Origin of the sequence: Halomicronema hongdechloris C2206, assembly GCF_002075285.3 — a bacterium.
Taxonomy (GTDB): Bacteria; Cyanobacteriota; Cyanobacteriia; order Phormidesmidales; family Phormidesmidaceae; genus Halomicronema_B; species Halomicronema_B hongdechloris.
In genome coordinates this window covers 4,309,851-4,335,943 of sequence record NZ_CP021983.2, presented here as the reverse complement: position 1 = coordinate 4,335,943, position 26,093 = coordinate 4,309,851, and the positions used below count along the sequence as shown (strand labels likewise).

General features: G+C 56.1%; 20 protein-coding genes. 15 read left to right on the top strand and 5 right to left on the bottom strand.

Features of this window, described 5'->3' with window-relative positions; translation table 11 throughout:
• Window positions 1-83: 83 nt before the first annotated feature.
• Window positions 84-242, top strand: coding sequence for a hypothetical protein (locus tag XM38_RS26140; protein ID WP_187329477.1), 159 nt, complete (start codon window positions 84-86; stop codon window positions 240-242).
• Between the two features lie 553 nt (window positions 243-795).
• Here XM38_RS26140 and XM38_RS19645 read toward each other — a convergent pair.
• On the bottom strand, window positions 796-1,719 hold the full coding sequence (locus XM38_RS19645) for an alpha/beta fold hydrolase (protein ID WP_080810098.1): 924 nt from the start codon (window positions 1,717-1,719) through the stop codon (window positions 796-798).
• A 692-nt stretch (window positions 1,720-2,411) separates the two neighbouring features.
• On the opposite strand from XM38_RS19645, the gene XM38_RS19640 reads away from it, so the two are divergent.
• From XM38_RS19640 to XM38_RS19600, 9 genes are all read left to right on the top strand, one after another.
• The gene (locus XM38_RS19640) at window positions 2,412-4,943 is read left to right on the top strand and encodes an nSTAND1 domain-containing NTPase (RefSeq protein WP_080810097.1); all 2,532 of its coding nucleotides are present in this window, start codon (window positions 2,412-2,414) and stop codon (window positions 4,941-4,943) included.
• Window positions 4,944-5,148: 205 nt separating this feature from the next.
• A complete protein-coding gene (locus tag XM38_RS19635; RefSeq protein ID WP_088430790.1) occupies window positions 5,149-7,911 on the top strand; it encodes an AAA family ATPase in 2,763 nt (920 codons plus the stop codon).
• 180 nt (window positions 7,912-8,091) lie between these two features.
• Entirely contained in the window at window positions 8,092-9,147 is a 1,056-nt protein-coding gene (locus tag XM38_RS19630) for a hypothetical protein (protein WP_137455183.1), read from the top strand.
• A 90-nt stretch (window positions 9,148-9,237) separates the two neighbouring features.
• Window positions 9,238-9,609, top strand: coding sequence for a hypothetical protein (locus XM38_RS19625; RefSeq protein ID WP_225889366.1), 372 nt, complete (start codon window positions 9,238-9,240; stop codon window positions 9,607-9,609).
• Entirely contained in the window at window positions 9,609-10,121 is a 513-nt protein-coding gene (locus XM38_RS19620) for a hypothetical protein (protein ID WP_080810088.1), read from the top strand. Before XM38_RS19625 ends, XM38_RS19620 begins: the two co-directional genes overlap by 1 nt.
• A 29-nt stretch (window positions 10,122-10,150) precedes the next feature.
• The gene (locus XM38_RS19615) at window positions 10,151-11,746 is read left to right on the top strand and encodes a hypothetical protein (protein ID WP_088430786.1); all 1,596 of its coding nucleotides are present in this window, start codon (window positions 10,151-10,153) and stop codon (window positions 11,744-11,746) included.
• 275 nt (window positions 11,747-12,021) lie between these two features.
• Window positions 12,022-12,483, top strand: coding sequence for a Fur family transcriptional regulator (locus tag XM38_RS19610; RefSeq protein ID WP_080810084.1), 462 nt, complete (start codon window positions 12,022-12,024; stop codon window positions 12,481-12,483).
• Window positions 12,484-12,589: 106 nt separating this feature from the next.
• Window positions 12,590-13,879, top strand: a complete 1,290-nt coding sequence (mgsA, locus tag XM38_RS19605) for a methylglyoxal synthase (protein ID WP_080810081.1) — start codon at window positions 12,590-12,592, stop codon at window positions 13,877-13,879.
• 108 nt (window positions 13,880-13,987) lie between these two features.
• Window positions 13,988-15,616, top strand: a complete 1,629-nt coding sequence (locus XM38_RS19600; protein WP_137455182.1) for an ArnT family glycosyltransferase — start codon at window positions 13,988-13,990, stop codon at window positions 15,614-15,616.
• Here the strand turns inward: XM38_RS19600 and XM38_RS19595 are convergent.
• Window positions 15,613-16,344, bottom strand: a complete 732-nt coding sequence (locus XM38_RS19595) for a class I SAM-dependent methyltransferase (RefSeq protein WP_080810075.1) — start codon at window positions 16,342-16,344, stop codon at window positions 15,613-15,615. The genes XM38_RS19600 and XM38_RS19595 overlap by 4 nt on opposite strands.
• A gap of 274 nt (window positions 16,345-16,618) precedes the next feature.
• On the opposite strand from XM38_RS19595, the gene XM38_RS27950 reads away from it, so the two are divergent.
• The 5 genes from XM38_RS27950 (at window position 16,619) to XM38_RS19580 (ending at window position 22,797) form a co-directional block, all read left to right on the top strand.
• Window positions 16,619-17,356, top strand: coding sequence for a class I SAM-dependent methyltransferase (locus tag XM38_RS27950; protein ID WP_256995688.1), 738 nt, complete (start codon window positions 16,619-16,621; stop codon window positions 17,354-17,356).
• A gap of 22 nt (window positions 17,357-17,378) precedes the next feature.
• On the top strand, window positions 17,379-17,531 hold the full coding sequence (locus tag XM38_RS27945; protein ID WP_256995687.1) for a hypothetical protein: 153 nt from the start codon (window positions 17,379-17,381) through the stop codon (window positions 17,529-17,531).
• A complete protein-coding gene (locus XM38_RS27940) occupies window positions 17,489-18,070 on the top strand; it encodes a glycosyltransferase family 2 protein (protein WP_306441592.1) in 582 nt (193 codons plus the stop codon). The genes XM38_RS27945 and XM38_RS27940 overlap by 43 nt, the downstream gene beginning before the upstream one ends.
• Before the next feature lie 280 nt (window positions 18,071-18,350).
• Window positions 18,351-20,969 (top strand): ATP-dependent chaperone ClpB, encoded by a 2,619-nt coding sequence (gene clpB / locus XM38_RS19585; protein WP_080810068.1) that lies wholly within the window; start codon window positions 18,351-18,353, stop codon window positions 20,967-20,969.
• 1,261 nt (window positions 20,970-22,230) lie between these two features.
• Window positions 22,231-22,797, top strand: a complete 567-nt coding sequence (locus tag XM38_RS19580; RefSeq protein WP_080810065.1) for a late competence development ComFB family protein — start codon at window positions 22,231-22,233, stop codon at window positions 22,795-22,797.
• 28 nt (window positions 22,798-22,825) lie between these two features.
• On the opposite strand, the gene XM38_RS19575 is transcribed toward XM38_RS19580, so the two are convergent.
• The 3 genes from XM38_RS19575 to XM38_RS19565 all read right to left on the bottom strand — a co-directional run bounded on the left by XM38_RS19575 (window position 22,826) and on the right by XM38_RS19565 (window position 26,042).
• Complete coding sequence (locus XM38_RS19575; protein ID WP_088430784.1) at window positions 22,826-24,052, bottom strand: tetratricopeptide repeat protein; 1,227 nt, start codon at window positions 24,050-24,052, stop codon at window positions 22,826-22,828.
• 3 nt (window positions 24,053-24,055) lie between these two features.
• Window positions 24,056-25,456: an argininosuccinate lyase gene (argH, locus tag XM38_RS19570; protein ID WP_225889365.1), complete on the bottom strand. Its 1,401-nt coding sequence runs from the start codon at window positions 25,454-25,456 to the stop codon at window positions 24,056-24,058.
• A 304-nt stretch (window positions 25,457-25,760) separates the two neighbouring features.
• Window positions 25,761-26,042 (bottom strand): hypothetical protein, encoded by a 282-nt coding sequence (locus XM38_RS19565; RefSeq protein ID WP_225889364.1) that lies wholly within the window; start codon window positions 26,040-26,042, stop codon window positions 25,761-25,763.
• Window positions 26,043-26,093 lie beyond the last annotated feature (51 nt).

Below are 26,093 nucleotides of genomic sequence, written 5' to 3'. Positions count from 1 at the left end.
CCTATCCTGGACGATTAACTCTCTTTTTAGCTAGTATCAAACGGATTCAGGCCTACCGAGATCCCTACTACGGTTGGAGCGGCATGGCTAAGGATGGCATTGAGGTGCGAAAGATTCCGGGCACCCATGCGGGCATGCTCACCGAGCCTAGTGTACGCATCTTGGCACAACAGCTCAAAGCAGCAATATCCCTGGCATTGACGCAAGATTCTGGGACGAAGACTGCCAGCGGCGGCGAGTAATCAGAGCTGCTGCCAGAAACACACCCAGGATAGAGGGCAAGGGCATTGGCAATGCTGAACAAGCCCCTGAATTTTCCCGAGGTTTTCTCCATCGACAGATTGAGAAACCATAAGCATTCTGGAAAGCATCAGCGGGACGATGAAGTGTTCTACAGGCGTCCCAGCCCCATTGCCCCCTATTCTCCTCAGGACCATGATCGTCTCTACCGCCCCAGTCACCGAATGCCCCAAGTGTGGAAAACGCAGCATTGTTAGCCCTAAAGATGGCACCTACCAATGCCTTAGCTGCGACTTCAAGCGAGATCTGAATCCGCCATCTAAACCTCAGCAGTCCAACGATACACCGGCTTTTTTAGTTGGAACTCTCGGCTTCTTGGTCGTGATTCTTCTCTTCGCCTAGATGGTGGCCTCATAGGTAAAATGGTTTATCCTCTGGGTGGGCATTAGCGTTACCCGTCAGCGCAACTCCCGTGGCCCAAAGCTCTGCGACGCTATACCAGGCTTTTGAACCCCAGCTGCATATTCTGGTCCTTGCTTAACTGCCTCCTGACAGTTAAGCAGTAGTTGTGTGGGTATCTTTGCTACCTGCAGCATGCAATCGAGGCAACCACTTATACAACAACCCGATGGTCACCCCTGGCTGTTCTAACTGGGGGGTGAGGCCGACAGCCGAGATCACCTCCAATGCCTGAATGGCCTCAGGATTGAGCGCGGCTAGGCGACGGCCTAGCTCCACTGGCGTCAATTGAGCCTGCTCACCCCACAGCAAGACCGTCGGCACCGTCAAGGTCGCCACATCCTTAGCCACGTCGAAGCACAGGTTGCCGCGCACAAAGGCCAAGGCTGCATACTCAGCATTAGGCTGAGTTGCTGACTTTAGATAAGCCTTGACCATTTCTGGGGTCACCCGGCTGGGATTGGCAAATTGCCGTTGTTCTAGGAAATTGCTAATCCCGACTTCGGTGGCAATGGCACTGGCATAGAGCACCCGATCGAGCACCGGAATTCTCACCAGTTGCGCAATCAGGCTATTTCCGTAGTCTTCTCCAAAGTCCGATAGACCAGCAGGCGCTACCAAAATCAAGGCTTGAAACTGCTCAGGATGCGTCTTGGCCAGCCGTGCGATCATCGCTGCCGTCAGCGACGAAGCCACTACCGTCACGGGGCGGCCATCGGCTACCTGGGCTAGGAATGCCCGAATGGACTGTAAATAGTCCTCTAGGGTGTAATTACGGGCGGGATGATCCGAGGCGCCCCAGCCCAGCAGATCGGCGGCAATCACTCGATACGCTGCGGTGAAGGCTGGATACACCAGTGACCACTCATATTGAGATGAGCCACCACCAAAGCCGTGGAGAAATACCAGCAATGGCCTATCATCGGCGGCCTGCACCACCTCTGGGCCAGGCACCACGGCCGCCATGGTACCCAAGGGAGTAACGACAGAGCGGACGTCAAAGTCAGGGGGAACGAACATGATGTGCCCTCGGTATCTATTTAGAGGGTAATCCACGGTATTCCCAAAGCTGTCAGTGATTGCTATGGAGATGCTATGGAGATGCGATCGCATCGGCACAGATAGGCACAAATTCGCTGGTTGTTCAGGTATCCCAGCGTCTATTCACACAACCAGCAAACAAAAACAACTGATTTTCCGACTTGAAGCAAGATTTATGATCAAGGTTTGAGTTGACAAAATTAAGTCTAATTGCGGTTGTCTTACTTGGCATTATCAATCCTGTAAAAGGGCTTACTAAGGGTTTTTGCTGATCGCTCTACGAACGTATCCGTGTTTCTCCTGAGGTAGATTTAAAGGTGAGATAAAGAAATTGTATTTTCCCCGAATCTATCGACAAAACATGTAGGGTCTTACCCCTCTTAAGTTTTTTATGAAAACCCAGATATCTTGATATCACAGGGATGAAGGGATTGTTTATGGCAACTCAAATGGGACTGTGACCTAAATCAATCTTCAATGTGACTGCAATCACTCAAGATAAAAAGGTTTGGTCTCAAGTAGTTATGAGCCATAGGAAATAGAATTCCTTGCCCGAAAATGCTTTGTTGTTTTGGCCCGAAAATCGCTTTTGCACATGGTGATTTCTGTGGCCATCATTAAAAGTCTTCACTTTATTTATTAAGGTTAGACGCTTGTAAGGGGTGCGAATTATGTCACGGGATGCACTGATTGTAGGAATCAATAGTTACCAAGCCTTGCCATCATTGAGTGCGCCAGCGAAAGACGCTGAAGCCGTGGCCAGTTGCTTGCAAATCTACGGAGAGTTTCGAGTCCGGCGACTGCCCGAAGTGATTCACGCGGGTAAGCCCTCGGTGGGTCTCCAGACCGGTGTGACCACCGAGGAGCTAGAAGCGGCCTTGGTACACCTCTTCAAGCCCAACGGTAAAAACATTCCCCACACAGCCGTGTTTTACTACTCGGGCCATGGCTTACAGCGCCATGCTGGGGTGCGGGAGGGCTATTTAGCCACCAGCGATACCAACCCGGCCCAAGGGCGCTACGGCATCTCGCTATTCTGGCTGCGGCGACTGCTGCAAGAGAGTCCGGTACGGCAACGGGTCGTGATTTTAGACTGTTGCCACAGCGGCGAATTTATGAGCTTTCTAGAGGCTGACCCAGGGGCCCAAGATGGCACCGACCGCCTATTTATGGCGGCCTCCCGGGAGTACGAAGCCGCCTACGAAGCCTTAGACAATGCCCACAGTGTCTTCACGGCTGCTTTGGTGGCCGGGCTCAACCCCAACCGCACGGATGGGGGCATTGTCAGCAACTATCATCTGGCTGAGCGGGTTAGTCAGCGGCTCAAAGGCGAACTGCAACAGCCCCTCTTCGAAAGCTCCGGCAGCGAAATCGTCTTGACTCGCGCCTCTGGAGACACCACGATTGTGCAAGGCAAGCCCACCTCGGCCCTAGAAAGACTGCGCCAATTACGGTTTGCCTTCTGTCCCTATCGCGGCATGGAACCCTTTGACGATATCCATGGCGACTATTTCTTCGGCCGGGAAGACTTAACCCAGCAGTTGATCGACAAGGTATACCAACAGCCCTTCTGTGCCGTGGTGGGAGCCTCGGGTAGTGGGAAAACCTCCCTGCTGCGGGCCGGCCTGATCTATCAACTGCGTCAACGCCCCGAGCGGACTGACTGGAAGATTCAATATGTCAGCGTCGATCACGAGCCCCTGCGCTGCCTAGCCGAGGCATTTATCAACCCCATGGCAGATGGGCTGGAGCGGGCAGAGCAACTGCGGCAAGCCGAGCGGTTTCTCTGTAATGGCCAGGATGGACTGACCCAGCTGATACGGGCCTGCTTGGCTGGCTCTCGACGGCCCGATCGACGGATGTTGCTGATTATCGACGACCTGGAGCAAATTTTTCAGGGCCCTGACACCGAAGATATCCGTCATTGTCGGGACTTATTCATCCAACAGTTGGTAAGCGCCAGCCAAGCCAGTGAGGCGCCCCTGCGGATCGTGATTTCCCTGCGTGCCGATGCCCTAGGACATTTCAACGACTACCCAGACTTTAGGCAACTGGTGCGACGCCACACCCTGGCTGTCGCCCCGTTGGACTACGAGCAGATGAAGCTGGCGATCACGAAACCGGCTGAGAAGGTAGGGCTGACCTATGACAAGAATCTGATTTACAGCCTGCTGCTAGATGTCGTAGGGGCACCGGGAGAGCTACCTCTCCTGCAGCAGACCCTACGCAGTCTCTGGAAGGCCCGTCAGATTGATCCCGATGACGAGGCGCCGAGGCTCACCCTAGAAGCCTACGCCGAACTCGGTGGCATTCGCCATGTCTTGACTCACTACGCGACGACTATCTATGAAGACCTGCCGGTCCAGGAACAGCAAGCGGCCCAACGGATCTTTCTGGCCCTGTGTGAACTGGGGGAAGGGGGAGACGATACCCGCCGCCGTGCCCTTACAGAAGAGCTGATCAACGCAGATTTCTCCACCGACTTAATCGGGCGAACGCTGGAAAAGCTGGTAGCGGCCCGACTAGTGGTAGTAAACCATGCCGGTGCTCGGCAGCGCCAGCATCCGTCCCCTGGGGTGCATCTACCGCAAATTGCTTGGCGGAGCCAGAACAATGCTGGCTTGACCTTAGGGCATCTCTGGGCTGACCAGGCCATGGAGACCCCCCTGCAGCTCGATCAAACCTTAGAAATCGTTCACGAGTCGTTGATTCGCCACTGGCCCTTGCTACAGGGCTGGTTGCAGGACAATCGTGACATCTTGCGCCAGAAGCGGCGGCTGGACGCGGCGGCCCAGGAATGGCGCCAGGCGGGGTACACCCACCATCCAGAATATTTACTGACTAGGGCGCGGCTGCAGCAGGCGGAGCAACTGCTCCAGTGCGATCGCACCTGGCTGTCGACCCTAGCCCAAGACTATGTTCGTCACAGCCGTCGCAGCGGCCGTTACCAACGGGTGCGGACGGCCCTGGTGGCGACGATGCTTCCCCTGGCTGTAGTGGGGGGATTATCCCTATCGCTGACCCCCCGAGAAGATGGGGCAACTTCCTGGATCCCAGGGCTGTTTTCCCAGGCAGATACGGCTCTGGCTGCCGAATCCTCAGCCGGTAGCTTGACTGGCCGCAGTTTGAGTCGGGCGATTGTGATGGCCCAGACAGACTTGCAGCGCCGCAGCCTGCTGTTGCTGCTGCAGAGCCGATCATAGATGGCCCGAGCGCCGCGGGTTGCCGAGGGGAAGGGAAACGGGCCTGTGAAGCCTATAAGAAGCCTATAAACAGAGGAGCTGAGCCATCCTATCTGGCCAGGAGAAAGCACTGCTTTGTAGAGGTGGGGGCCCAGGCAGGACAGAGGACGGAGAGCCAGGAAATCAGTATCCTGAGGAGGGAATTCCCCTTGGTTAATTGTCCCCTATGGAAATTCTCTCTGTCACCCTGACCAATTTCAAAACCCACCGGGATCGTCACGTCGAGTTTCAGCCGGGTACCAACGCCATTTGCGGCCAGAATGGGGCCGGTAAGACCAGCATTCTAGAAGCCATTGCCTGGGTGCTCTTTAATTACCAGGGAGACTATGCCAAGGAGGATTTGATTCGCAATGGCAGCAGCAGTGCCCAGGCCCGGGTGTGCTTGGTCTCGGCCCTGGATGGCCGCACCTACGAGGTGCAGCGCTGCACCAGCCGGGGCTATACCCTCTATGATCCGCAATTGCAGGAACGGCTGCCCTACAGCCGCATTAAAGATGAGGTCATGCCGTGGCTGCGGCAGCATTTGGGGGTACCAGCGGGAACCGATCTAGCCCAGTTGTTTGCCCGCACCATTGGCGTGCCCCAGGGCACCTTTACGGCCGATTTCCTGTTGCCGACGGCGGAGCGCAAGGGGGTCTTCGACAAGATTCTCAAGGTAGATGAGTATCAGGCTGTATACAAGCAGCTGAATGGCCTGCGGCGCTATGCCGAAGCCCAGGTGCAAGCCCTAGAGCGGGATCTAGCCCAGTACGAGGAACAGTTGCAGGCTTGGCCGGAGTGGCAGCGGCGCCATCACCAGGCCCAAGCCCAACTTCAGGCCGATGAGGCTAGGCTGCAGCAGCTGACGACTGATTTGACGGCGTTGCAGACACAACGGCAACAACTCCAGGCGGAGGTTGATGCGTTGCAGGCATTGCAGACCCAGGCCCAGACTCTGACCTCAGAAATGACTGGACGGGAACGGTCCTTGGAGCTATTGCAACAGGGCCTGGAGCAGGCCAATCGGGCAGTGGCGATCTGTGAGACTCAGCGGTCGGCCTATGAGGCCTACCAGGGAGCTGAGGCAACTTTAGGCGAGCTGAATCAGCGCTATCAGGCTCGACAACGGTTGGACAGCCAGCATCGGCAGTGTCAAGGGCAGGTGACTCAGCACCAGGCGGAGGTGACGCGGTTAGAGCTGCAGCTGGAGTCTTTTTCTCGGACTGAGGCGGAGTTGCAGCAACTACAGCCTGCCATTGAGCAGCAGCAAACTGTGGAGACGCAGCTGAACCAGGTCAATCAGCAGTTGCAACAGCTGCAGCAAGCTCGTTTGGAACACCAGGCGGCCCAGCGACAATTGACGACCCTGGAGAGCCGCCTGACTCAGGTGCAGCAGCAGATAGATGCCCTGCAGACTCAACAGGCACAGTTGCAGGATTTGCCAGAGTTGGTGCAGCGATGCGATCGCATCCGCCAACACCTGAGCCGTCTCGAGGCAGCCCAGCAATTTGAGGCCGATCTGCGGCAGTTAGTCGATCGCCATCAGACCCGTCACCAGGACTATCGGCAGCAGGTGGAGGCCGTCTTGACCCTGATGGCCTCACTGCAGCAGAGTCTACCGTTGCTGACCCAAGAGGCAGTGACTTCCCTAGAGCAAGCCTTGGAGACGGGGTTGGCCTTGAATCAGGACATGCTGCAGGCCCTGCAGGAGATTCTGGCGGATCTGCAAGGGCAGACTGACCCCGACATCTTGACTCAGCAATTGACAGCTCTGGAGCAGCAGGTACAGCAACGCTATCGACAGCAGGCCGCGGTGGCCCAACTGCCTGAGAAACAACAACAACAGCAGCAGCTCCAGGCTGACCAGGCCCAGCTCCAGACTACCCTGGCTACTTTGGCAGAAACCCTGGCTGCCACTGCCCCCTTGAACCAGCAGCAATCGGATCTGACGGCGGCTCTGGCTGCCCTGCAAGATCCTAGGGGGCAAGGCCAAGTGCTGCAGCGATCCTTACAGCAGCGGCCTCAGGTGCAGCGGCAGTACAACCAGATGCAGGCGACCCAGGCGCGGTTACAGCAAACCCTCAAAGACCTGGAGCGGCAATTACAGGCCTTTGCTGATTTAGACGATGCCATAGAACAGCAGCGGCAGATTCAGGCGACTCATCAGGCCGGCTATCATCAATATCTACAGCATCAGCAGGAGGCCCAACGCCAGCCTCGGGTAGCGGCGGAGTTGCAGCAGGCCCAAGCGGAGTTGACGGCTGATCAGAGCCAGTTAGCTCGGGTGCAGCAGCAACTGCAAACTCAGCAGCAGCGGGTTGACCCACAGCAGTTGGCCCAGATCGAACAGCGCCATCGAGAGCTGCAGTCTCAGGTCGATCGCCTCGGCGGCAGTCTGCCTCAGCAACGGCAGCGTCTACAGGAGTTGGAGCAGCAGCTTGCTGACCTGAAGCAGGTGGCGGCCCGCCGCGATCGCACCCTGGCTGATCGGAAGCGATGCGATCGCATTCGTCGCTTTATCAATGTCGCCCGTCGAACCTACAAAGAGGCCGGGCCACGCATTACTGAGCGTTATGTCCAGCAGATTACCCGGGAAGCCGATCGACTCTTGCGAGACTTGTTGAACCGACCCAACATTGCCCTCGATTGGACCCGAGATTACGAGATTCAGGTCCAAGAGGGGCCCCATCGCCGTCGTTTCTTAAATTTGTCCGGTGGCGAACAGATGTGTGCTGCCCTGGCCGTACGCCTAGCCCTGCTCAAAGTCTTAGCCGATATTGATGTGGCTTTCTTTGATGAACCCACCACCAATATGGATCGAGCTCGACGAGAAAGCTTGGCGGAAGCCATCGCTCGCATCAAATCCTTCCGCCAGCTCTTCGTGATTAGCCATGACGATACCTTCGAAAAAGTAACCGAAAACCTAGTACTAGTGGAACGGCAAGACTAGCAGGCTGCAGCACCGGTTTAACGATGACCACAAGGGAAGCTAGGGAGCTGGGAAGGGCAATGGACCGACTGTCCATTGCCGCCACGGTGTGCTAAGGGCACATTACCGAAGTTTGTGGTACACATGTACTAAAAAGCTGTATAGTAACTAGTACATGCTTTTACTAGTGCCCCCTGTGCCATGAGCGAGTCTGATATGGATTTGCAAGCCATTCGAGAAAAGTTGCAGCAGCAGCGCCAATCCTATGCCTCGACTCCTAGCCCTCCTGTAGATTGGGGAGAGATTGAGACGTCACCTCAGTCGTCGCCAGTTGCGGCAGCGGCAGCTTCACCGCATTTGGCTCAGTTAGCCACAACGGTTGCTCAGTTGAAGCAACGTTCTAGGCATCAGACTGTCAGCCATGAATCTGCCAGCCATGGATCTACTAGCCATGGATCTGCTAGCCATGGATCTGCTAGCCATGAATATACGACCTCCCCTGCCCCGCTACCCCCTCCATCCCAGCCAGATAGTTCTAACGCGGTAGTCTCTACCCTGCCTTTAGAATCACCGCCGGATCTGATGCTGCACTGGCAGCGACTGCGGAGCATGGCCGATCGAATCAATGATCTGTCTCAACAGCAAGAGCAAGCCATGTTAGAGATGAAACGGGCCGCTGAGCGCGTTGCTTGGATCCATCGGCAGCAGGGGCGTGGTGAGATACCGCTATGCGACTATGCCACGGCTATCCTGGCCCAAGTTAATCAGGACGACCAAGGCGCCTATGTGCTGTCCTACCGTCCGGCGGATCTCTATCAGCCAGAGCGAGAAGCCGATGATGTGGCTCGGACCCTGCGCGATCGCACCTTCGCTGAGCATCGTCAAGCTTCTCAGCCGGGATGGGACGATTGGGGCCTAAGCACCCTATTGGCAGAACCATGGAGTTTGATCCGTGACATCTGGTTCAAGCTAAGACCAGTCTTGGTAATTGACCATCGCTCCTCCAATCGTCGTCGTTCCGCCTCCCTCGGGTGGACAGAAATCTGTTTCTGGTTCGCTGGAGCGGTAATTGCTCGTTTAGCTCTAGACCTGGTGTTAGCAGCCTATCCAGGATTGTGGTCTTTTGTGGTGGTCGCTGTGATTGCCTGCACCACCTTCGCGCTCTATCGAGCTACCCTCGCCCCCCGCATCGACATCACCTTAGCCTATCGAACCCTCTTAATCGTTGCTGGATTAATCGTAGGTGGTCGGTTCTAGTAGCGAGCCTCCTTTTTTGACTTCGCCTACTTCCTATTGCCCGATAAAGGAGCTGCCATGGTATCTAGTCAATCGTCATCTCATCTATCCGTGACACCTCTCATTGCTGGTGGCCTGGTATTTGCCACGGTCGGCCTTTTATTCGATTTTCAAGGGATGCGCTCTTGGCTACAGGAGTCAGCAACCTCAACCACGACTGAGGGGTGTGAGACCATTGTTCAGGCCAATGCTCAGTTGTCCCGAGAACAACTCGCCCAGCTCTTAACAATCCCTGAGCGGGACGCCAAAGAACGGGTGCGTCAGATAGTTTCCGCACCCTATTGCCGCTTACCAGAATTGACAGTCCGTTCTGGAGTGGTTGCAGAGCGGGAGGCCTATCCCTTGGCTTTTGATCCCAAGACGAGACTCGTAATTCTCTACGAAAAAGACGAATATGCTGGCTATCGATTCAGTTTTGAATAATGACATGGGGCTGGTCTACGAAATTCGCATTTAGGCGAAACAATGGCATCTCTATTGGTTTAGGGATTGCACTGCTGGCCCTGCTGAGTGGGTGCCAAGCGACACCTACTGCTCCACCAGCCCGCCATGTAGTGCTACAGCAGCAATGGGAGCTAGACCGAGGAGATCGAGTGGCCGGCTATTTAGTATCAGCCGGGTTAGGTGATGTTTCCATTGAGCTGGGAGGAGATTCAGTTCATGCCCCGTTTGATGGAGAGGTAGCTCCTGCTGCTGGCCAGCCCAGTTGTGTCTACTTTTCCAGTTCAGATGTGCCGGCTTACCTATTTCGCTTTTGCGGCCTGCGTCGCCCTCACCTGGGTACTGTTCGCTACGGAGACACGATGGGCTCAGGGGAAATATTGCATTTTGCCACCTTGCGGCGTCATCCGGACGGCACCTGGGCCATTGTAGAACCATCCAACAATATCCTAGAACGTTCTCTGCAACCGCCCTTACAGTCGGCCCGACCTTGAATGTCGTTGTCAGCCCCCATATTTGAGCGATGAAACCAATTCACATCCTGTTTGCTACTAGCCTGACCACCAGCACCATCGCAATGTTATTTACCCCTACTGCTGAGGCCAGTGATATTGCGCTTAACTTTGATTTACCAGAGGTGTCTGCAGCCGAGCCCGTGGCTAAGCCTGCCCCCGCCTCCACAGAGTCAACTCCAGGAGATCCCTCTGAGGCACCACTACCGATCCCGTCTGCTGCAGCTAACCCACCAACTGCTAGAAATTGGGGCACGCAGCCGGCAAGTGTCTACGATGGCAGCACGACCATGGCCTTGAAATCTTCCCAGGCAGACACCCCTGCCAATTTACCTCCAGCGCCCCCTTCTCCCAAGCAGGTCACACCCTCCTCCCAGTCAGACGCTCAGGAGCCGAAGCCGCCTGCCCCCGCCCCCATTGCCCTTACCTTCAAGCCCCCACCTAACCAGGTCGTCGCAGCAGCTGAAACCTCAGATGGAGGCTCGACTGCTGATCCGGCAGTCGCCCCTCAATCAGAAGCATCTTCTTGGTCGCAGTTGTTTGACGGCGGGACAGATTCCCTTGTGGCTCGAGCCGTTGGCAGTGCCGAGGGCACGCGCACTCCAGCTGGCCAGCGAACACCCGCTTATTATGGTCATCGCGATCCAGGCAATGGTGTCTGGAATCTGGGCACATTTTCTTATCAGCATGGTGCCAATGCTCCAGAGGAAGCCGACCAAAAGCAGCTGCAGCGATTGCAGCGACAAACGGAGCTCCTCAACAAAAAGGCTACAGCTGCTGGTCTCAGCCTTACCCTAGCAGAAACGCTCAATGGCATTGATCTGGCCAATCAATCACCTTGGGCTGCTATTGGTGAGGGCGATTACATTGGTTGGCTCGCCAAAGCTCGTCAACTGGGTATGGAAGGTGAAGAGGCGATCGCCTGGGCTCGCACTCGAGCATTTATTGACCCGGATACACAACGGTGGAATGCTCCTGGTTTAGGCAACAATATCCATTCCATCAGCCGCGATCAAGAGCGACGCATGGGAGCCATTGCCCAAGCCTTAGAGCATTATTCGCAGTCGCGACAGAGTCAACCGTCTACCACAACGACGGCTGAATTCTCGCCTGAGGAGACGATGAAAGTTGCTCAGGATTTGGCGGCAGACCTCAGCCAAGAAGATGCCAGCCAGGAAGATGTCGACATCATATTCGATTTGTCTTTAGATCAGGCTTCAGAAGATCAGCCTTCAAATCAAGCCGCTTCAGCCTTAACGGTGCCTGCAGACTCTCTTGGCTCTGCCACTCCCCTAGATCCCTTGACGGTAGAGGTATCTCCTCAGGAAGGCCCTGACGTCTCATCGGCTTCAGTAGATGATCTGCAAGCAGAAACTGCCCCTCAGGTCACCAGGCTTGATCGCGAGCGATTGCCATCGACCGCTGTCCCTACCCTTAACTTCGATCATGAGGAAGTGGACGCGGCCATGGAGATGCCATCTCCCATTGCCGATGAAGCGTTGCCGACATCTTCGCTGCCCAACCCTGACCAGTCGGCGGTGTCTATGCCAACTGAATCTACATCGACTGACTCTGCGGCTAGTTCCTATCGGATGCCCCAGGGATGAGGGTGTCCTCTGGTAAGCAACAATAGACAGTGTTTAAGATTCCAAGCTAAAGTGGTACTGAGTATGGCTTATCGAGTTGTCCGCCTAAGCTGCGTTTAGGGATCCGAAGGAAGTGGGTCTAGCACAGTCTTGACGCTTAGGTGCGCAGGGTTCGCTGAAGGAGTGCTGGCCTGCATTAGTGCTAGTGCTGTCAGCTAAACATGCAATTTTGATAATTGATCGTCATTTTGGGGTATCTGCAGTGATTCCTCTGTCCATCGGGAGAGAGAGTTAGGATGCAAAATCAAGTTACGGCAAAACCCATTCGCTCCCTAGAGGAGGCAATTGATCGCTGTCAAAGCCTTGGCATGCGCCTCAGTCGTCAACGTCGCTATATCCTAGAGCTACTTTGGCAGGTCAAGGAGCACTTATCGGCTCGAGAAATTTATGATCGCTTGAATCGCCAGGGTCGAGAGATCGGCCACACCTCGGTCTATCAGAACTTAGAAGCGCTCTCTGAGCAAGGCATTATTGAGTGTTTAGAGCGTTCCGATGGTCGCCTCTATGGCCATGTCAGCGATATTCATAGCCACGTCAACTGCTTAGATACAGACCAAATTATTGATATTCATGTAGAGCTTCCTCAGGAGATTCTACAACAGGTTGAAGAGCAGACCGGAGTGCAGATTACCGCGTACCGCATCGACTTTTTTGGTAGTCGGGTAGCCCAAGCGACTAGTGAACCATCTGAATCGTGACCGTTGTCGTTTAGGCTCCAGTAATCTTTTTTCTGCTGCGAGATGCCCCATCAACTGTGACCACGCAGTAGGATTATAGGAATCCTACTTCCGGGCTCCTGTTTCCATGCCGACCAGTGTGGCACTGATTGCCCATGATGGTAAGAAAGATGATATGGTGGCCTTCGCTCAACGCTTTAAGGCTATCTTGAGTCGCTATCACGTGATCGCCACGGGGACGACGGGGCAGCGCATTCAAGCGGAGGCGGCTCTGACCGTTGAGCGGATGCAGTCAGGCCCCCTGGGGGGAGATGCCCAGATTTCAGCCCGAGTGGTTGAGGGCAGCGTGGCTGCTGTGGTGTTTTTAATTGATCCCCTATACGCTCAGCCCCACGAACCCGATATCCAGGCGTTGCTGCGGATTTGCGAGGTGCACAATGTGCCCCTGGCAACGAATTTGGCCACAGCCGAAGCAGTATTGACTCAGTTGAATAAGGCTCGGGTAGGGCATTTGATCTTTAATCCCGTGGCGGGTCAGGGAAATCCTGACAATGATCTCGCCTTGATTAGCCGACTGCTTGAGCCCCAAATACAACTGAATGTTATCTATACGGATCCAGATCGTGATCTGACCCAGCAGGTGCAGATGGCTCTGGAGCAAGGAACAGATCTGATTATTGCGGCTGGGGGAGACGGTACGGTATCGGTTGTGGCTGGTGGATTGGCTGAGACGACAACGCCTTTGGGGGTAATTCCCCGAGGGACGGCCAATGCCTTTGCAGTGGCGTTGGGGATTCCAACCAATCTTCAAGATGCCTGCGCCACTATTTTGGCGGGTAGCACTCGTTTGATAGACGTGGCTCGGTGTAATGGCAAGGCGATGGTCTTGCTAGCAGGTATTGGCTTTGAGGCCAATATGGTAGAGCGGGCCAATCGTGACCTGAAGGCTCGTCTTGGCCCCTTGGCCTATATTCTGGCTGGGATGCAACAAGTGGGTGGCGTTGAGCCCTTTCAGGCATCTGTGGAGATGGATAATAAGTCTACGGAGGTGACGACGGGCGCCATCACTGTAGCCAATGCGGCACCACCTACGTCGGTGTTGGCCCAGGGTTTTGGTCAGGTCATGTTTGATGATGGCCTCCTGGATGTGACGATTTCCACTAGTAAGAGCCCATTGCAGAGCATCAATGCCTTGACCAGCCTGTTTACCTCGGCTTTGGTGAATACCCCCAGCGACCATGATGAGATTACCCGGCTTCGCACCCGGCGCATTCGCATTGACACTGACCCTCCTCAAAAAGTGGTGGTTGACGGTGATATTTTTGGGATGACGCCAGTTGATATTGAATGTATTTCCCAGGGACTGACGGTCTTGGCGCCCTTGTCAACGATTGGTGATAGTCTGGCGGATGACTAGAGTGGCATGGCAGGAATACCCTGATCCGGGGCTATTTCCTGTGTAATGTCTTGATAGCTGTGGACACTCCCTTGGCCGAACGGGTAAGTGTTCCTCGGAGTCTTGGTGATGAAACTGACGCAGTCTCCTAGGGGATGGATTTTCGTTGGATTGCTGGGCTGGCAGGGGGTGTTGCTGCTGGCCAGTAACTGGCATGCTAGCCTGATGGCCCATGACGAGGGCTGGTATGCCACTTTGGCCATGGGACTGGTGCGATTAGGGGACTGGCTCACGCCTCGCTGGTGGGGGCAGTTGATGTATGACAAGACCTCGGGGATCCATTGGCTCATTGCCACTGCCTATAGCCTGTTTGGCATCAGTGAAGTAACGGCCCGTATCCCCAGTATGGTGGCGTGTTTGCTTAGCGTCTGTCTCACCTATGCCATTGGCTACCGCCTGCTACATCGTCAAGCAGCCTGGTTGTCGGCGCTATGCCTGAGTACATTCATTCTCTGGAATCAATATGGGCATATGGCTACCCAGGATATGCCCCTGGTTGCGATTGAATTGATCATGATTTGGGCGCTGCTGCAAGCAGAACGGAAGGGGCCTCAACGCTGGGTTTGGGGATTATTGGCGGGCTTGGGGCTGGGCTTGGGCTTTTTGGTGAAGGGGTTCATGGTGGCGTTAGCTGCGATCGCACTGCTGCCCTACCTGATCTTGAACCACCGCCAGCATCGCCACTGGCACAACCCGGGGCTCTACTTGGGGTTGGGCCTGGGGATAGGTCTGGTCCTGCTTTGGTTTGGGCAGCTGTGGACGACCCACGGAGTAGTTCCTTTCCAACAGATCTTTGGCACCCTAGGGATAGCCGCCGCTGGTGACTACCATGGGGTCGGCCCTTGGTACTATGGCTGGAATATTCCAGCCAATCTCTTGCCGTGGACTCCCTTGGTGCTGTGGGGAATCATCAAGCTATGCCGGCAGCCCTTGATCGGGCATAAATGGTTGCTGCTGGGCTATCCGGCACTACTACTATTACAACTACAGCTATTTCCCACTAAGACCCTCTATTACACCCTACAGCTCTATCCTTTCTTCGCCCTCTATGGGGGGTACATCCTGGCTGAGTTGATGCGGGGTTGGACCCGGCCGGGGGCATCGCGCCTACCCCTGGCCCTAACCAGCTATGGCTATGGCCTCAGCGGCAGTGTAGTCAGTGTCATCGGCTTGGGCATTCTGCTGCGACAGTGGGGGCCTTTGAACTTTTTAGCGGCGGAACTGGGCCCAGAGTTGACCTGGTATGGTGGCTTAGCCCTGGTAGTGGGCCTGAGCTGGGTTACTCTGTTGTTGGCTTGGCATCACCAGTCTCGCCAGTCTCGCATCCGGCCGGTGCGGGCCTGGCTGTTAAGTCTGTTTCTGGGACCATGGTTGGCCATTGGCTTGGCCGGGATCGGCGGACTCTTGGGCAACTACTCCGCCGACATGAAAGCTTTCTGCCAGCAACCCGCGGTGGCTGAGGTCCTGGCCAACCATACCGTCGATGTCGTCTTAGCTCCCCAGGCCGGCATTAACCACAAGACTTGGGTGCTGGCATCATTCTATACCTCCCATTGGGGCGAGCGCCTGACCTCGGTGGCGGCGATTCCGGCGGGGCATTCTGCCTGGGTGAGTGAGGCGGCGGTACCCACCATACCCGACACGTTGCGGCGACTGGGAACAGTTCGGGGTTGGGCCTTGGTGAGTCCGGTCCCTTAACGGCGACCACAGATTTGTAGAGAGCCGCCAATCTCGCGAATCAGGGGTAGCTGACTGAGTAGGTTGCTCAGGCGTTGCACTGCTGGAATCCAACTGTCAGGAATGCCGGGATGGAGAAAGTCGAAGGGACGCACCCAGATCTCTCGAAATCCATTGCGCTTCAGCAACCGGGCGATCTGCCAACGAAAGAAGGCGGTCTCATCGGGAGAATTCTGTAGGCGGCGACCGATCCATTTGATGTTCTTTTCCACGGCAATCTGGGGATTGAGCATGTTGGGCTCGGTGAAGAAGCAGTATCCGCCGGGCTTTAATACTCGATAGAACTCTGGCAGGGTTTGGCTCGGGTCGAAGTGGTGCAGCACCGCATTGCCAACCACGGCGTCGAAGCTGGCCTCCGGAAAGGGTAGATGGCCGACATCGCCCTCGATGACGGTGGCATTGGTATATGAGGCTAACCGTCGGCTTGCGATCGCAACTTGCTTGGGGGCGATCTCGATGCCCGTGATATCTGCCCCGGACTGGGCTAACCGCAGGGTAAACTCGCCATTGCCCGCCCCCGGTTCCAGGGCTCGCTTCCCTGGCGCCAAGTGACCATGGCGAGCTGCCAGGGCCCCCCGCTGATCAATACGGAGCTGGCCGGCGGTGGTTACCGAGCCCCACCAGACCGAGCCCAGCTCCTCGGCCAGTTGATCAAAGTGCTCTCGTTCGCGCTGGCTGCGGGTGGTCATGGCTCATCTAACAGACGCCTTACTAGGCTACCCGATGGCGGGGATAGATAGGGGATTCGCGTGAAGATAAAGTACCTATTGAGGGGAGATGGGGAGACTTGCCCTGAGCGAAGTCGTAGGCGAAGCCTGCCTGGAAGGCATAGGGTGGGGAGATGGGATGTTTTTTAGGCGCAACTTCCTAAGCTAGCGTTTGTGGGAAAATGCTAGCCATGCTTTTGCTGGGGACCACTTAAGTAAGTAGGCCCCCGGTCCATCGTTGAGTGAGTGCCTATTCGTGACCCTATCGGCTCCCCCTAGTGCTGCCCCTAAGACTAGCTTCAAGGCAGAAATTCGCGACTACTTCAACCGCTTAGCCCCCGATCTGGATCGCTGGAGTCAGCGCAATCGCCTTTACTATCGCGACTTAGAGCAACTGCATCAGCAGGTGATTCCCCCTGGCAGTCGGGTCTTAGAAATAGGCTGTGGCACCGGCGACCTGCTCCACGCTCTGGCCCCGAGTCTGGGCGTGGGCCTCGACATTGCCTCCGCAGTCGTTGAGATTGCCCGGCAGAAATATCCCCAGCTCACCTTTTACTGCCTGGATGCCGAGATCTTGACGGTGGAGGATCTAGCCGTTGCTCACCGCTGTTTTGACTACATCGTGGTGGCGGGGGCTCTGGGCTACTTGGGCGATATTCAGTCGGTGTTGCAACGATTGCAGGCCGTCTGCCATCGTCGCACCCGTTTGGTGCTCAGTTTTCACAACTACATGTGGGAGCCGATCTTGCGCTTTGCTGAAACCATTGGCCAACGTCGCCCTCAACCCCCCCAGAATTGGCTGTCTCGAGCAGATGTGAGCAATCTCCTTGGCATCACCGGCTATATTCCCCTGAAGCAAGGCCACCGCTTGCTGCTGCCCAAGCGCCTTCCTGGCCTATCGGGGTGGGTGAATCGCTATCTGGCCCCGTTGCCCCTCCTGAAGCGTCTCTGCCTCACCAATTATGTAGTGCCTCCCAGCACCTTTGCCCCTTGACCTCCCTAGCTGTTCGGTGATTATGCCGGCCCGTAATGAGGCTGGAAATATTGCCGATGCGATCGCACGTACCGAGGGCCATACCGAGGTGATTTTCGTCGAAGGGCACTCCCAGGTCCCCCCTGGCCGGCCATTCAAGCCCAACTACAGCACTATCGGGGGCCATTTACCCTGAAGGCCCTACAACAGAGCGGCAAGGGCAAGGCCGATGCCGTGCGGCTGGGCTTTGCCGAGGCCAGCGGCGAGATTTTGCTCATCCTCGATGCCGATCTGACGGTGCCGCCAGAGGATCTGCCCCACTTCGTCGAGGTGATTACGTCCGGGCGGGGGGAATTTATCAACGGCTCCCGCCTGGTCTACCCCCGCTCGCGGCAGGCCATGCCCTGGATTAATACCTTGGCCAACAAGATCTTCGCCCAGCTGTTTTCGTTTCTCTTGGAACAACCATTGAAGGACACCCTCTGCGGGACTAAAGTGCTGTGGCGTCACGATTATGAACGCATTGTCGCCGGCCGCCATTACTTCGGGGACTTCGATCCCTTCGGGGATTTCGATCTGCTGTTTGGGGCGGCTAAGCTAAATTTACACATTGTGGAAGTACCGATTCGCTATCAGCCTAGACGCTATGGAGAGTCGAACATTGCCCACGTGAAAGAGGGACTGGTGTTGCTGAAAATGTGTCTCCATGCCGGTCGCAAATTGAAATTTCGGTAGGGGGTGTAACCCGCCGGCAAAACTCGTAAACACCGATCCCCAGCTGTCGTCATGACTGCTTACAATGCAAAATAATCACGTCTAATCCGCCCGGAAGGATGCTGGCAGGAGTCGGTGAGTATTAAGCGCTTAGGTTTGACAGTTGAATTGATCACTGAACTCAATTGCTCAACCCTTAACCCCTGATTGGACTCTAGATCCTAAGGCATTCACCCGAGCCAGGCGGACAGACACAGTCACTAGATCACGAGCCGATTACGCGTTAAGGGGGGGAAGGCCGATGCAACCGACCAATCCCAATCAATTTACCGACAAAGCCTGGAGTGCGATCGCACGCACCCCAGACATTGCCAAGCAGGCCAAACAACAGCAGATCGAAAGCGAACACCTGATGATGGCCCTGCTGGAGCAAGAAGGGCTAGCCGCTAGCATCTTCGCTAAGCTGGGGGTCAATGGTCAACAGCTGCGCGATCGTACCCAGACCTTCATCGAGAAACAGCCTCAGGTTTCTGGCAGTGGCGGCTCCGTGTATCTGGGCCGTTCCCTCGACACCCTGCTCGATCGGGCCGAAGCCCATCGCAAATCCTATGGCGATGACTATATCTCCATCGAGCATTTAATCCTGGGCTACGCCAAAGATGATCGCTTCGGCAAGACCCTCTTCCAGGACTTTCAGATTACTGACGCTAAACTCAAAGACGCCATTCAGCAAATTCGAGGCCACCAGAAAGTGACCGATCAAAACCCCGAAGGCAAGTACGAAGCCCTGACCAAATATGGCCGGGACCTGACCCAGGCCGCCCGAGAGGGTAGGTTAGACCCGGTGATTGGCCGGGACGATGAGATCCGCCGCACCATCCAGATTCTCTCGCGCCGCACTAAAAACAACCCGGTATTGATTGGTGAACCGGGGGTGGGAAAGACGGCCATTGCCGAGGGCTTGGCCCAACGGGTGGTCAGTGGCGATGTGCCTCAATCCCTCAAAGATCGGCAGCTGATTGCCCTGGATATGGGTTCCCTGATTGCCGGGGCCAAATATCGAGGGGAGTTTGAGGAGCGGCTCAAGGCGGTGTTGAAGGAGGTCACCGACTCCAAGGGGCAAATCATTCTCTTCATCGATGAGATCCATACCGTCGTTGGAGCCGGGGCCACCCAAGGAGCCATGGATGCCGGTAACTTGCTGAAACCGATGTTGGCCCGCGGCGAGTTGCGCTGCATCGGCGCCACCACCCTAGACGAATATCGTAAATATATCGAGAAAGACGCCGCCCTGGAACGTCGCTTCCAACAGGTGTTCGTGGATCAGCCCAGCGTGGAAGATACTGTTTCCATTTTGCGGGGCCTGAAAGAACGCTATGAAGTCCACCATGGCGTCAAAATCTCCGACAGTGCTCTAGTGGCGGCGGCTTCCCTGTCTACTCGCTATATTTCTGACCGTTTCTTGCCCGATAAGGCCATTGACTTGGTCGACGAAGCGGCAGCCAAGCTGAAGATGGAGATCACCTCCAAGCCAGAAGAGTTGGACGAGGTGGATCGCAAGATTCTGCAGCTGGAAATGGAGCGCCTATCGCTGCAAAAGGAAAATGACCCCGCCTCCCAGGAGCGCCTGGAGCGGCTGGAGAAGGAAGTCGCCGATCTGAAGGAACAGCAGAGTGCCCTCAACGCCCAATGGCAGTCGGAAAAGGACGTCATCGATCAAATCCAGGCCCTGAAGGAGGAAATCGACCGCATCAACATCGAGATTCAGCAGGCGGAGCGAGACTATGACCTGAACCGGGCTGCTGAACTGAAGTACGGTCGATTAACGGACCTGAAACGGGAGCTGCAGCAGGCCGAAACCCACCTGGAGGAAACCCAGACTACCGGTAAGACCTTACTGCGGGAAGAGGTGACTGAGGCTGATATCGCCGAAATCATCTCCAAGTGGACGGGCATTCCGGTCAGTAAGCTGGTGCAGTCGGAAATGCAAAAGTTGCTGACCCTGGAAGACGAGTTACATCGGCGAGTGGTGGGCCAAGATGAGGCCGTCACGGCAGTGGCCGACTCGATTCAGCGCTCTCGAGCCGGGTTGGCTGACCCCAATCGGCCCACGGCCAGCTTTATCTTCCTGGGGCCTACCGGTGTCGGTAAGACGGAATTGGCTAAGGCTCTGGCGGCTTACCTGTTCGATACCGAAGAGGCCATGGTGCGCATCGACATGTCGGAATACATGGAGAAGCATGCCGTCTCTCGCCTGATCGGGGCGCCTCCGGGCTATGTCGGCTACGACGAAGGCGGGCAGCTAACGGAGGCGATTCGCCGCCGTCCCTATGCGGTGATCCTGTTCGACGAGATCGAAAAGGCCCATGCCGATGTCTTCAATGTCATGCTGCAGATCCTCGACGATGGTCGCGTCACCGACGCCCAGGGCCATACGGTGGATTTCAAGAACAGCATCATTATCATGACCAGCAACATCGGCTCCCAGTACATTCTGGATGTGGCCGGTGACGATGAGCAGTATGACGAGATGCGATCGCGAGTGCTAGATGCCCTGCGAGCCAACTTCCGACCCGAGTTCCTCAACCGGGTAGATGAGATGATCATCTTCCATGCCCTGCGTCGGGATCAGCTGCGCGACATCGTTAAACTGCAGATTCAGCGGTTGGAGCAGCGATTGGCAGACCGCAAGATGGCTCTCCGCCTCTCCGATGCGGCCGTCGACTTTCTGGCTGAGGTGGGTTACGACCCGGTCTATGGCGCTCGGCCCCTGAAGCGGGCGATTCAACGGGAGCTAGAGACTCAAATCGCCAAGGCCATCCTGAGAGCCGAATTCGGCGAAGGCGATACCATCTTCGTCGATGTAGAAAACGAGCGCTTGTCCTTCAAGCGTCTGCCGGCTGAGCTAGTGATTACGTAAGGTCCTGAAGCAAGCGAGTGCGTTGCCCTCAGCGGCTCCCGCAGTCGAACTACCCTGGACTCCGTAGTAGGGCCTGTCAGTTAGGAGTACTGGATCTCGATAAGACCGCACTTGGTTTTCCAAGCCAGAGTACTCACCCGAGGGGATCTCGCTCCCCTCGGACTCCTACGACCAGGGCGTTCCGCCGCCCTGGACCCCGCGGAAAAGCCTGTCGGTTGGTCGTTCAAGATCGCATTGCATCAGCGGGGACACGATGGACTTTTTTGCCTTCTTCCTTCTGCTTTCATCCTTTCCCCTACGCTCCCCTCGGACTCCTACGACCAGGGCGTTCCGCCGCCCTGGACCCCGCGGAAAAGCCTGTCGGTTGGTCGTTCAAGATCGCATTGCATCAGCGGGGACACGATGGACTTTTTTGCCTTCTTCCTTCTGCTTTCATCCTTTCCCCTACGCTCCCCTCGGACTCCTACGACCAGGGCGTTCCGCCGCCCTGGACCCCGCGGAAAAGCCTGTCGGTTGGTCGTTCAAGATCGCATTGCATCAGCGGGGACACGATGGACTTTTTGCCTTCTTCCTTCTGCTTTCATCCTTTCCCCTACGCTCCCCTCGGACTCCGATGACCAGGGCGAACCGCTTGTGGTGTTCGCAAAGCGGCTCCACAGGAGCAACGGAGCCGAACCGCTTGTGGTGTATGGCTTTCAGCCAGGCCTCGGCCTGAGCTCGGCCGAACGGCTTCGCCAAGCGCGACAGCGGCTCCGCAGGGGCAATCGTAGTCGAACCATTCAAAATTCAAAATTCAAAATTCAAAACTTCCCATCACCCCATCACCCCTAAGCCCTTCAGGCAGGCTCCGCCTTTCTTGAATGCCGTTAGGCTATACACCCCCCCATCTCCGCTCTCCGTCCTCCCTTTTCCGCCCTCCGTCCTCTGCCAAAGGCAGCTATTCCTACGTAAAGTTGCGGAGAAAGTTTTTCATCTGCCACAATAAGATAATATCTACTGTCATTGTTACCATCAGGGCCTTATCTCAATCTGCTTTGGTAGGTGTTCGCATCAGTCTCCCATTAGGTTCCGAGTTCGATTTGCGGTATTGGCTAATGCTGTGACTGTCAGGAAGTGGCTGCTAGGGGATGCGATCGCATCTCCACCGCGACCATAATTGTGCAGAAGTTTCTAGGCGGTTAGCACTATGGGCGACTGAATCTTTGCAGCATGCTGAAGCAGACTGAGCCTGCGATTGTTTGACTCAACATTAAGGTGGCCTATGGCTATTACGCAAGCGCCTCCTCATCGGTCCTATGTCAATGTGATGGAACTACTGGTGGCCGAAGAAGTCGATCGGCACCTGAAGGAGCTGCCGCCGCGCATCGCCAAATATGTGAAGCGGGTCGAAGTAGAAACCTACGCCTTGAACCGCTTACCCTCCCTCTATGCCTCTAGCGAAAGGGGCTGGCAGCATCAGTACGATAAGGCTAAGAAAGAATTCCGTAATCAAATCAGAGCGGCTGTACGCCAAGCCTTGGCTGCCGTTCAGGTTGATCCGATTCGACTATCGGAACCGTTGAAGATGAGTGATCACGCCGAGGCTCAAGCAGCTTTGCAAGCCCTACGAGAACTTTTCCGCCAGGAAGAATTGTCATGGGATGATGTGGTCAAGCGAGTCAAGTATTTAGTGGGTCGCATTGCCGGGCAATCCACTACACCATCGTCAGGCGCCAAATCTCATCGAACCCATTGGCGGCCAGGCACCTATGGCGCAGACGTGGGTTGGCAGCGCAAGTCTCCCCAATCGGGGCATCAATTTGGTTGGGAGGATACTCGCTACCGCTAGGAAAGGGTGGTGCAAGTCTATAAGGCTATTAATCGCGATCGAGGGCTAGCCCTAGGGCCTGGACCTGTTGCCGTAACCGCTGGGCCTCGGCGGGTTGGGTGCTGTCGTAAAGCTTGATGGCCCGTCGAAAGGATTGGCGGCATTCTGGGAGCTGGCCGAGCTTGAACAGGGCAACGGCGAGGTTGCGATGGGCCTCGGCGTAGGTTGGCTGGAGCCGGATAGCCTGCCGATAGGCCGCAATCGCCTCGTCTAAATATCCCCTGGCCCGCTGGGTCAAGCCTAGGTTGTAGTAGGCGACGGCGCAGCTAGGGTCGACATCAATGGCCTGCTGAAAACATGCGATCGCATCGAGTAGATGCCCTTGCGCCTTCAACGCACTGCCTAGGTTAATCTGGGCCCCTAACTTCAAAGCGGGTAATAGGGGCACTGCCAGAGCCTGACGATAATGGGCGATTGCCTGCTCCCAATCCTGGCGATGACGGTAGGCCAGCCCCAGATGATACTGCAGTTCATAGCCGGTAACCGAGTCCTCTGGTGCCACCGTTGTCCGGGCCCGTTGCAATAGGGCTAGGGCCTGATCCCAGTCTCCAGCTTGGCCATAGAGTGCCCCTAATTTATTGCCGATGTAGGCATCATCGGGGTGTGCGGCCAGATAGGGCTCCAGGATGCGGCGAGCTCGCTCCAATTTTTGCTGCTGTTGGATGGCAGCCGGAGTATAGCCGCTGTGGGTCAAGGCTAGCGCGGGCAGGGTTACCACCTGCCAGTGGGGCTGTTGTCGTTGCAACTGGGTGACGCTGTCTTCCACGGTTTCGTGATAGGGCCGAGTAAAGTGAAGGCCTAGGTGATTGCGAAACAATCGGGGCACCAAGGAATAGGGCGACTGTAAGGCCCCCACCTCTTGGCGGATCAGATTCACCAGTAGCACTGCTGCGGCTGGGGTGTGCTCGAGGGGGCGCCCTTGATCTAAGGCTTGGAGCTGGGCAACCCCCTGGGGGTGCAGGCGTTCGTCGGCATCTAACACCAGGATCCAGTCGCCGCTGGCCTGGTGAAGGGCATGGTTGCGGGCGGCCGCGAAATCGTCGTGCCACGGGTAGGAATACACCTGGGCGCCGAATTGACGGGCCAGCGCCATCGTGCCATCGGTAGAGCCGGTATCCACCACGATGATGTCGTCGGTTAGGGACCCGACCGATGCCAAGCAGCCTGGCAAGGTCTGGGCTTCGTTTCTGACGATTAAACAGAGGCTGATACTCATGGCCTAGGCCTGTTCTAGCTGCCGCCGGGCCACCTGCAGGGCATGACGCACCTGTTCGAAGCCGGTGCCGCCATAGCTATTGCGAGCGGCGACGACTTGCTGCGGTGCGATCGCATCATAGATGTCGGCCTCAAAGGCGGGATGTATCTGCTGCCACTCCTCTAGGGAGAGATCCTTCAACAATTTGCCAGCCGCCAGGGAAGTCTTCACCACCTGGCCCACCAAGTCATAGGCTTCGCGAAAGGGCACCCCCTTGGCCGCCAGATAATCGGCCACATCAGTAGCATTGGAGAAATCACTACTCACGGCCTGCTGTAATCGCTGGGGCCGAAAGGCAATGCCTTGCTGCAGCAATAGCGTCATCGCCTCTAGGCAGCCCTGCACAGTCGCGACCGTATCGAAGAGGGCTTCCTTATCCTCCTGCAAGTCCTTGTTATAGGCCAGCGGCAACCCCTTCATCAGGGTCAACAACCCTTGCAGATGGCCAAATACCCGCCCTGTCTTACCCCGAACCAGCTCCGGAACGTCCGGGTTTTTCTTCTGGGGCATGATGCTCGAGCCCGTGGAACAGCTGTCGTTCAGACGCACGAACCCAAACTCATCTGAGGCCCACAGAATAATTTCCTCCCCGAGGCGGGATAGATGCACCATGATGACGCTGGCGGCAGCGGCGAATTCAATGGCAAAGTCACGATCGCTCACCCCATCTAGGCTATTGGCATAGAGTCCACCAAAGCCCAGCAACTCGGCGGTATAGTGGCGATCAATGGGAAAGGTTGTCCCAGCCAGGGCGCCACAGCCCAAGGGCGATACATTGACGCGGGCCATGACATCCCCCAACCGTTCCCAGTCCCGTTGGGCCATTTCGAAATAGGCCAGCAGATGATGGGCCAAGCTCAAGGGCTGGGCCCGCTGCAGATGGGTGTAGCCAGGGATCAATGTATCGATATGTTGTGCGGCTAGGGATAAAAGAACCGCCTGCAACTGCTTGAGTTGCTGACGTAATCGGATGATTTGATCCCGCAGATATAGTCGAATATCCGTGCCGACTTGATCATTGCGAGACCGGCCTGTGTGCAGCTTTTTGCCAACCTCTCCCACCAATTCTGTCAGGCGGCGCTCGACGGCAAAGTGGACATCCTCGGCCTCAATGCTAGGACGAAACTGGCCCTGACGATAGTCCTGACGGATGGTCTCTAGGCCTTTGACCAGGGTTTCGCCTTCGTCTGGGCTGATGATACCCGTCTTGGCTAGCATCTTGGCATGGGCCTGGGAGCCAGTCAGGTCGTATTCGATCAACGTCATATCAAAGCCGATGCTGGCATTGAACTGTGCGATCGCAGGGTGCAGAGCCGTATCGAATCGATGGCTCCAGGTCTGAGCAGAGGCAGGGGGGGTATGCAAGGGAGACTCCTGTGGGCAAACACAACCACCTATAGTAAGCGATAGGTGGCGTTCTTCAAGAGACGGACACATCTTTGGTTGATGACGGCTGTAGCGACGCAGTCACTGCCCATTGAGTAACCGCCTCCTGCTCCCTAGTATGCCAAGGCAGAAGTAGGAAGGCAGACAGGGAGATCCTGATCAATGCAGCCTTGCCGCTCTAGTCAATAGAGGCGTTATGTCTGCCGCAGAGTACTAGTTTCTTTTGCTCCCGAGTAGCAGCCAAACTGACGCCGCAGTTGACCAAGTATAGGGTTCGTCTAGGTCAATAGGCGGTTAACCCTCGAATCAGATAGCCCAGCACCAGGCCAATAACTAACGCCCAGACCTGGCCAGATTCAATGAAGTGATTGAATGCTCCCCCCAGGTCCCCCAAAATATCTTGATCAAATTGCTGAGCCAGCACGACAGCCTTGGTCTGATGCGGCCCATAGGCTGCTAGCGAGCTGTCCCCCGATATCGCTAGTGGCGAGACGGTGGGGGTAAGGGCTAGATCTTCCTGGCTCTTGACTGCAGGGGAGGGGAATAGCTCAGCACTGGGAATCATCGCTAATAACGCCTACCTTACGATTCAATATGCCCAAACTATACCAAGTCC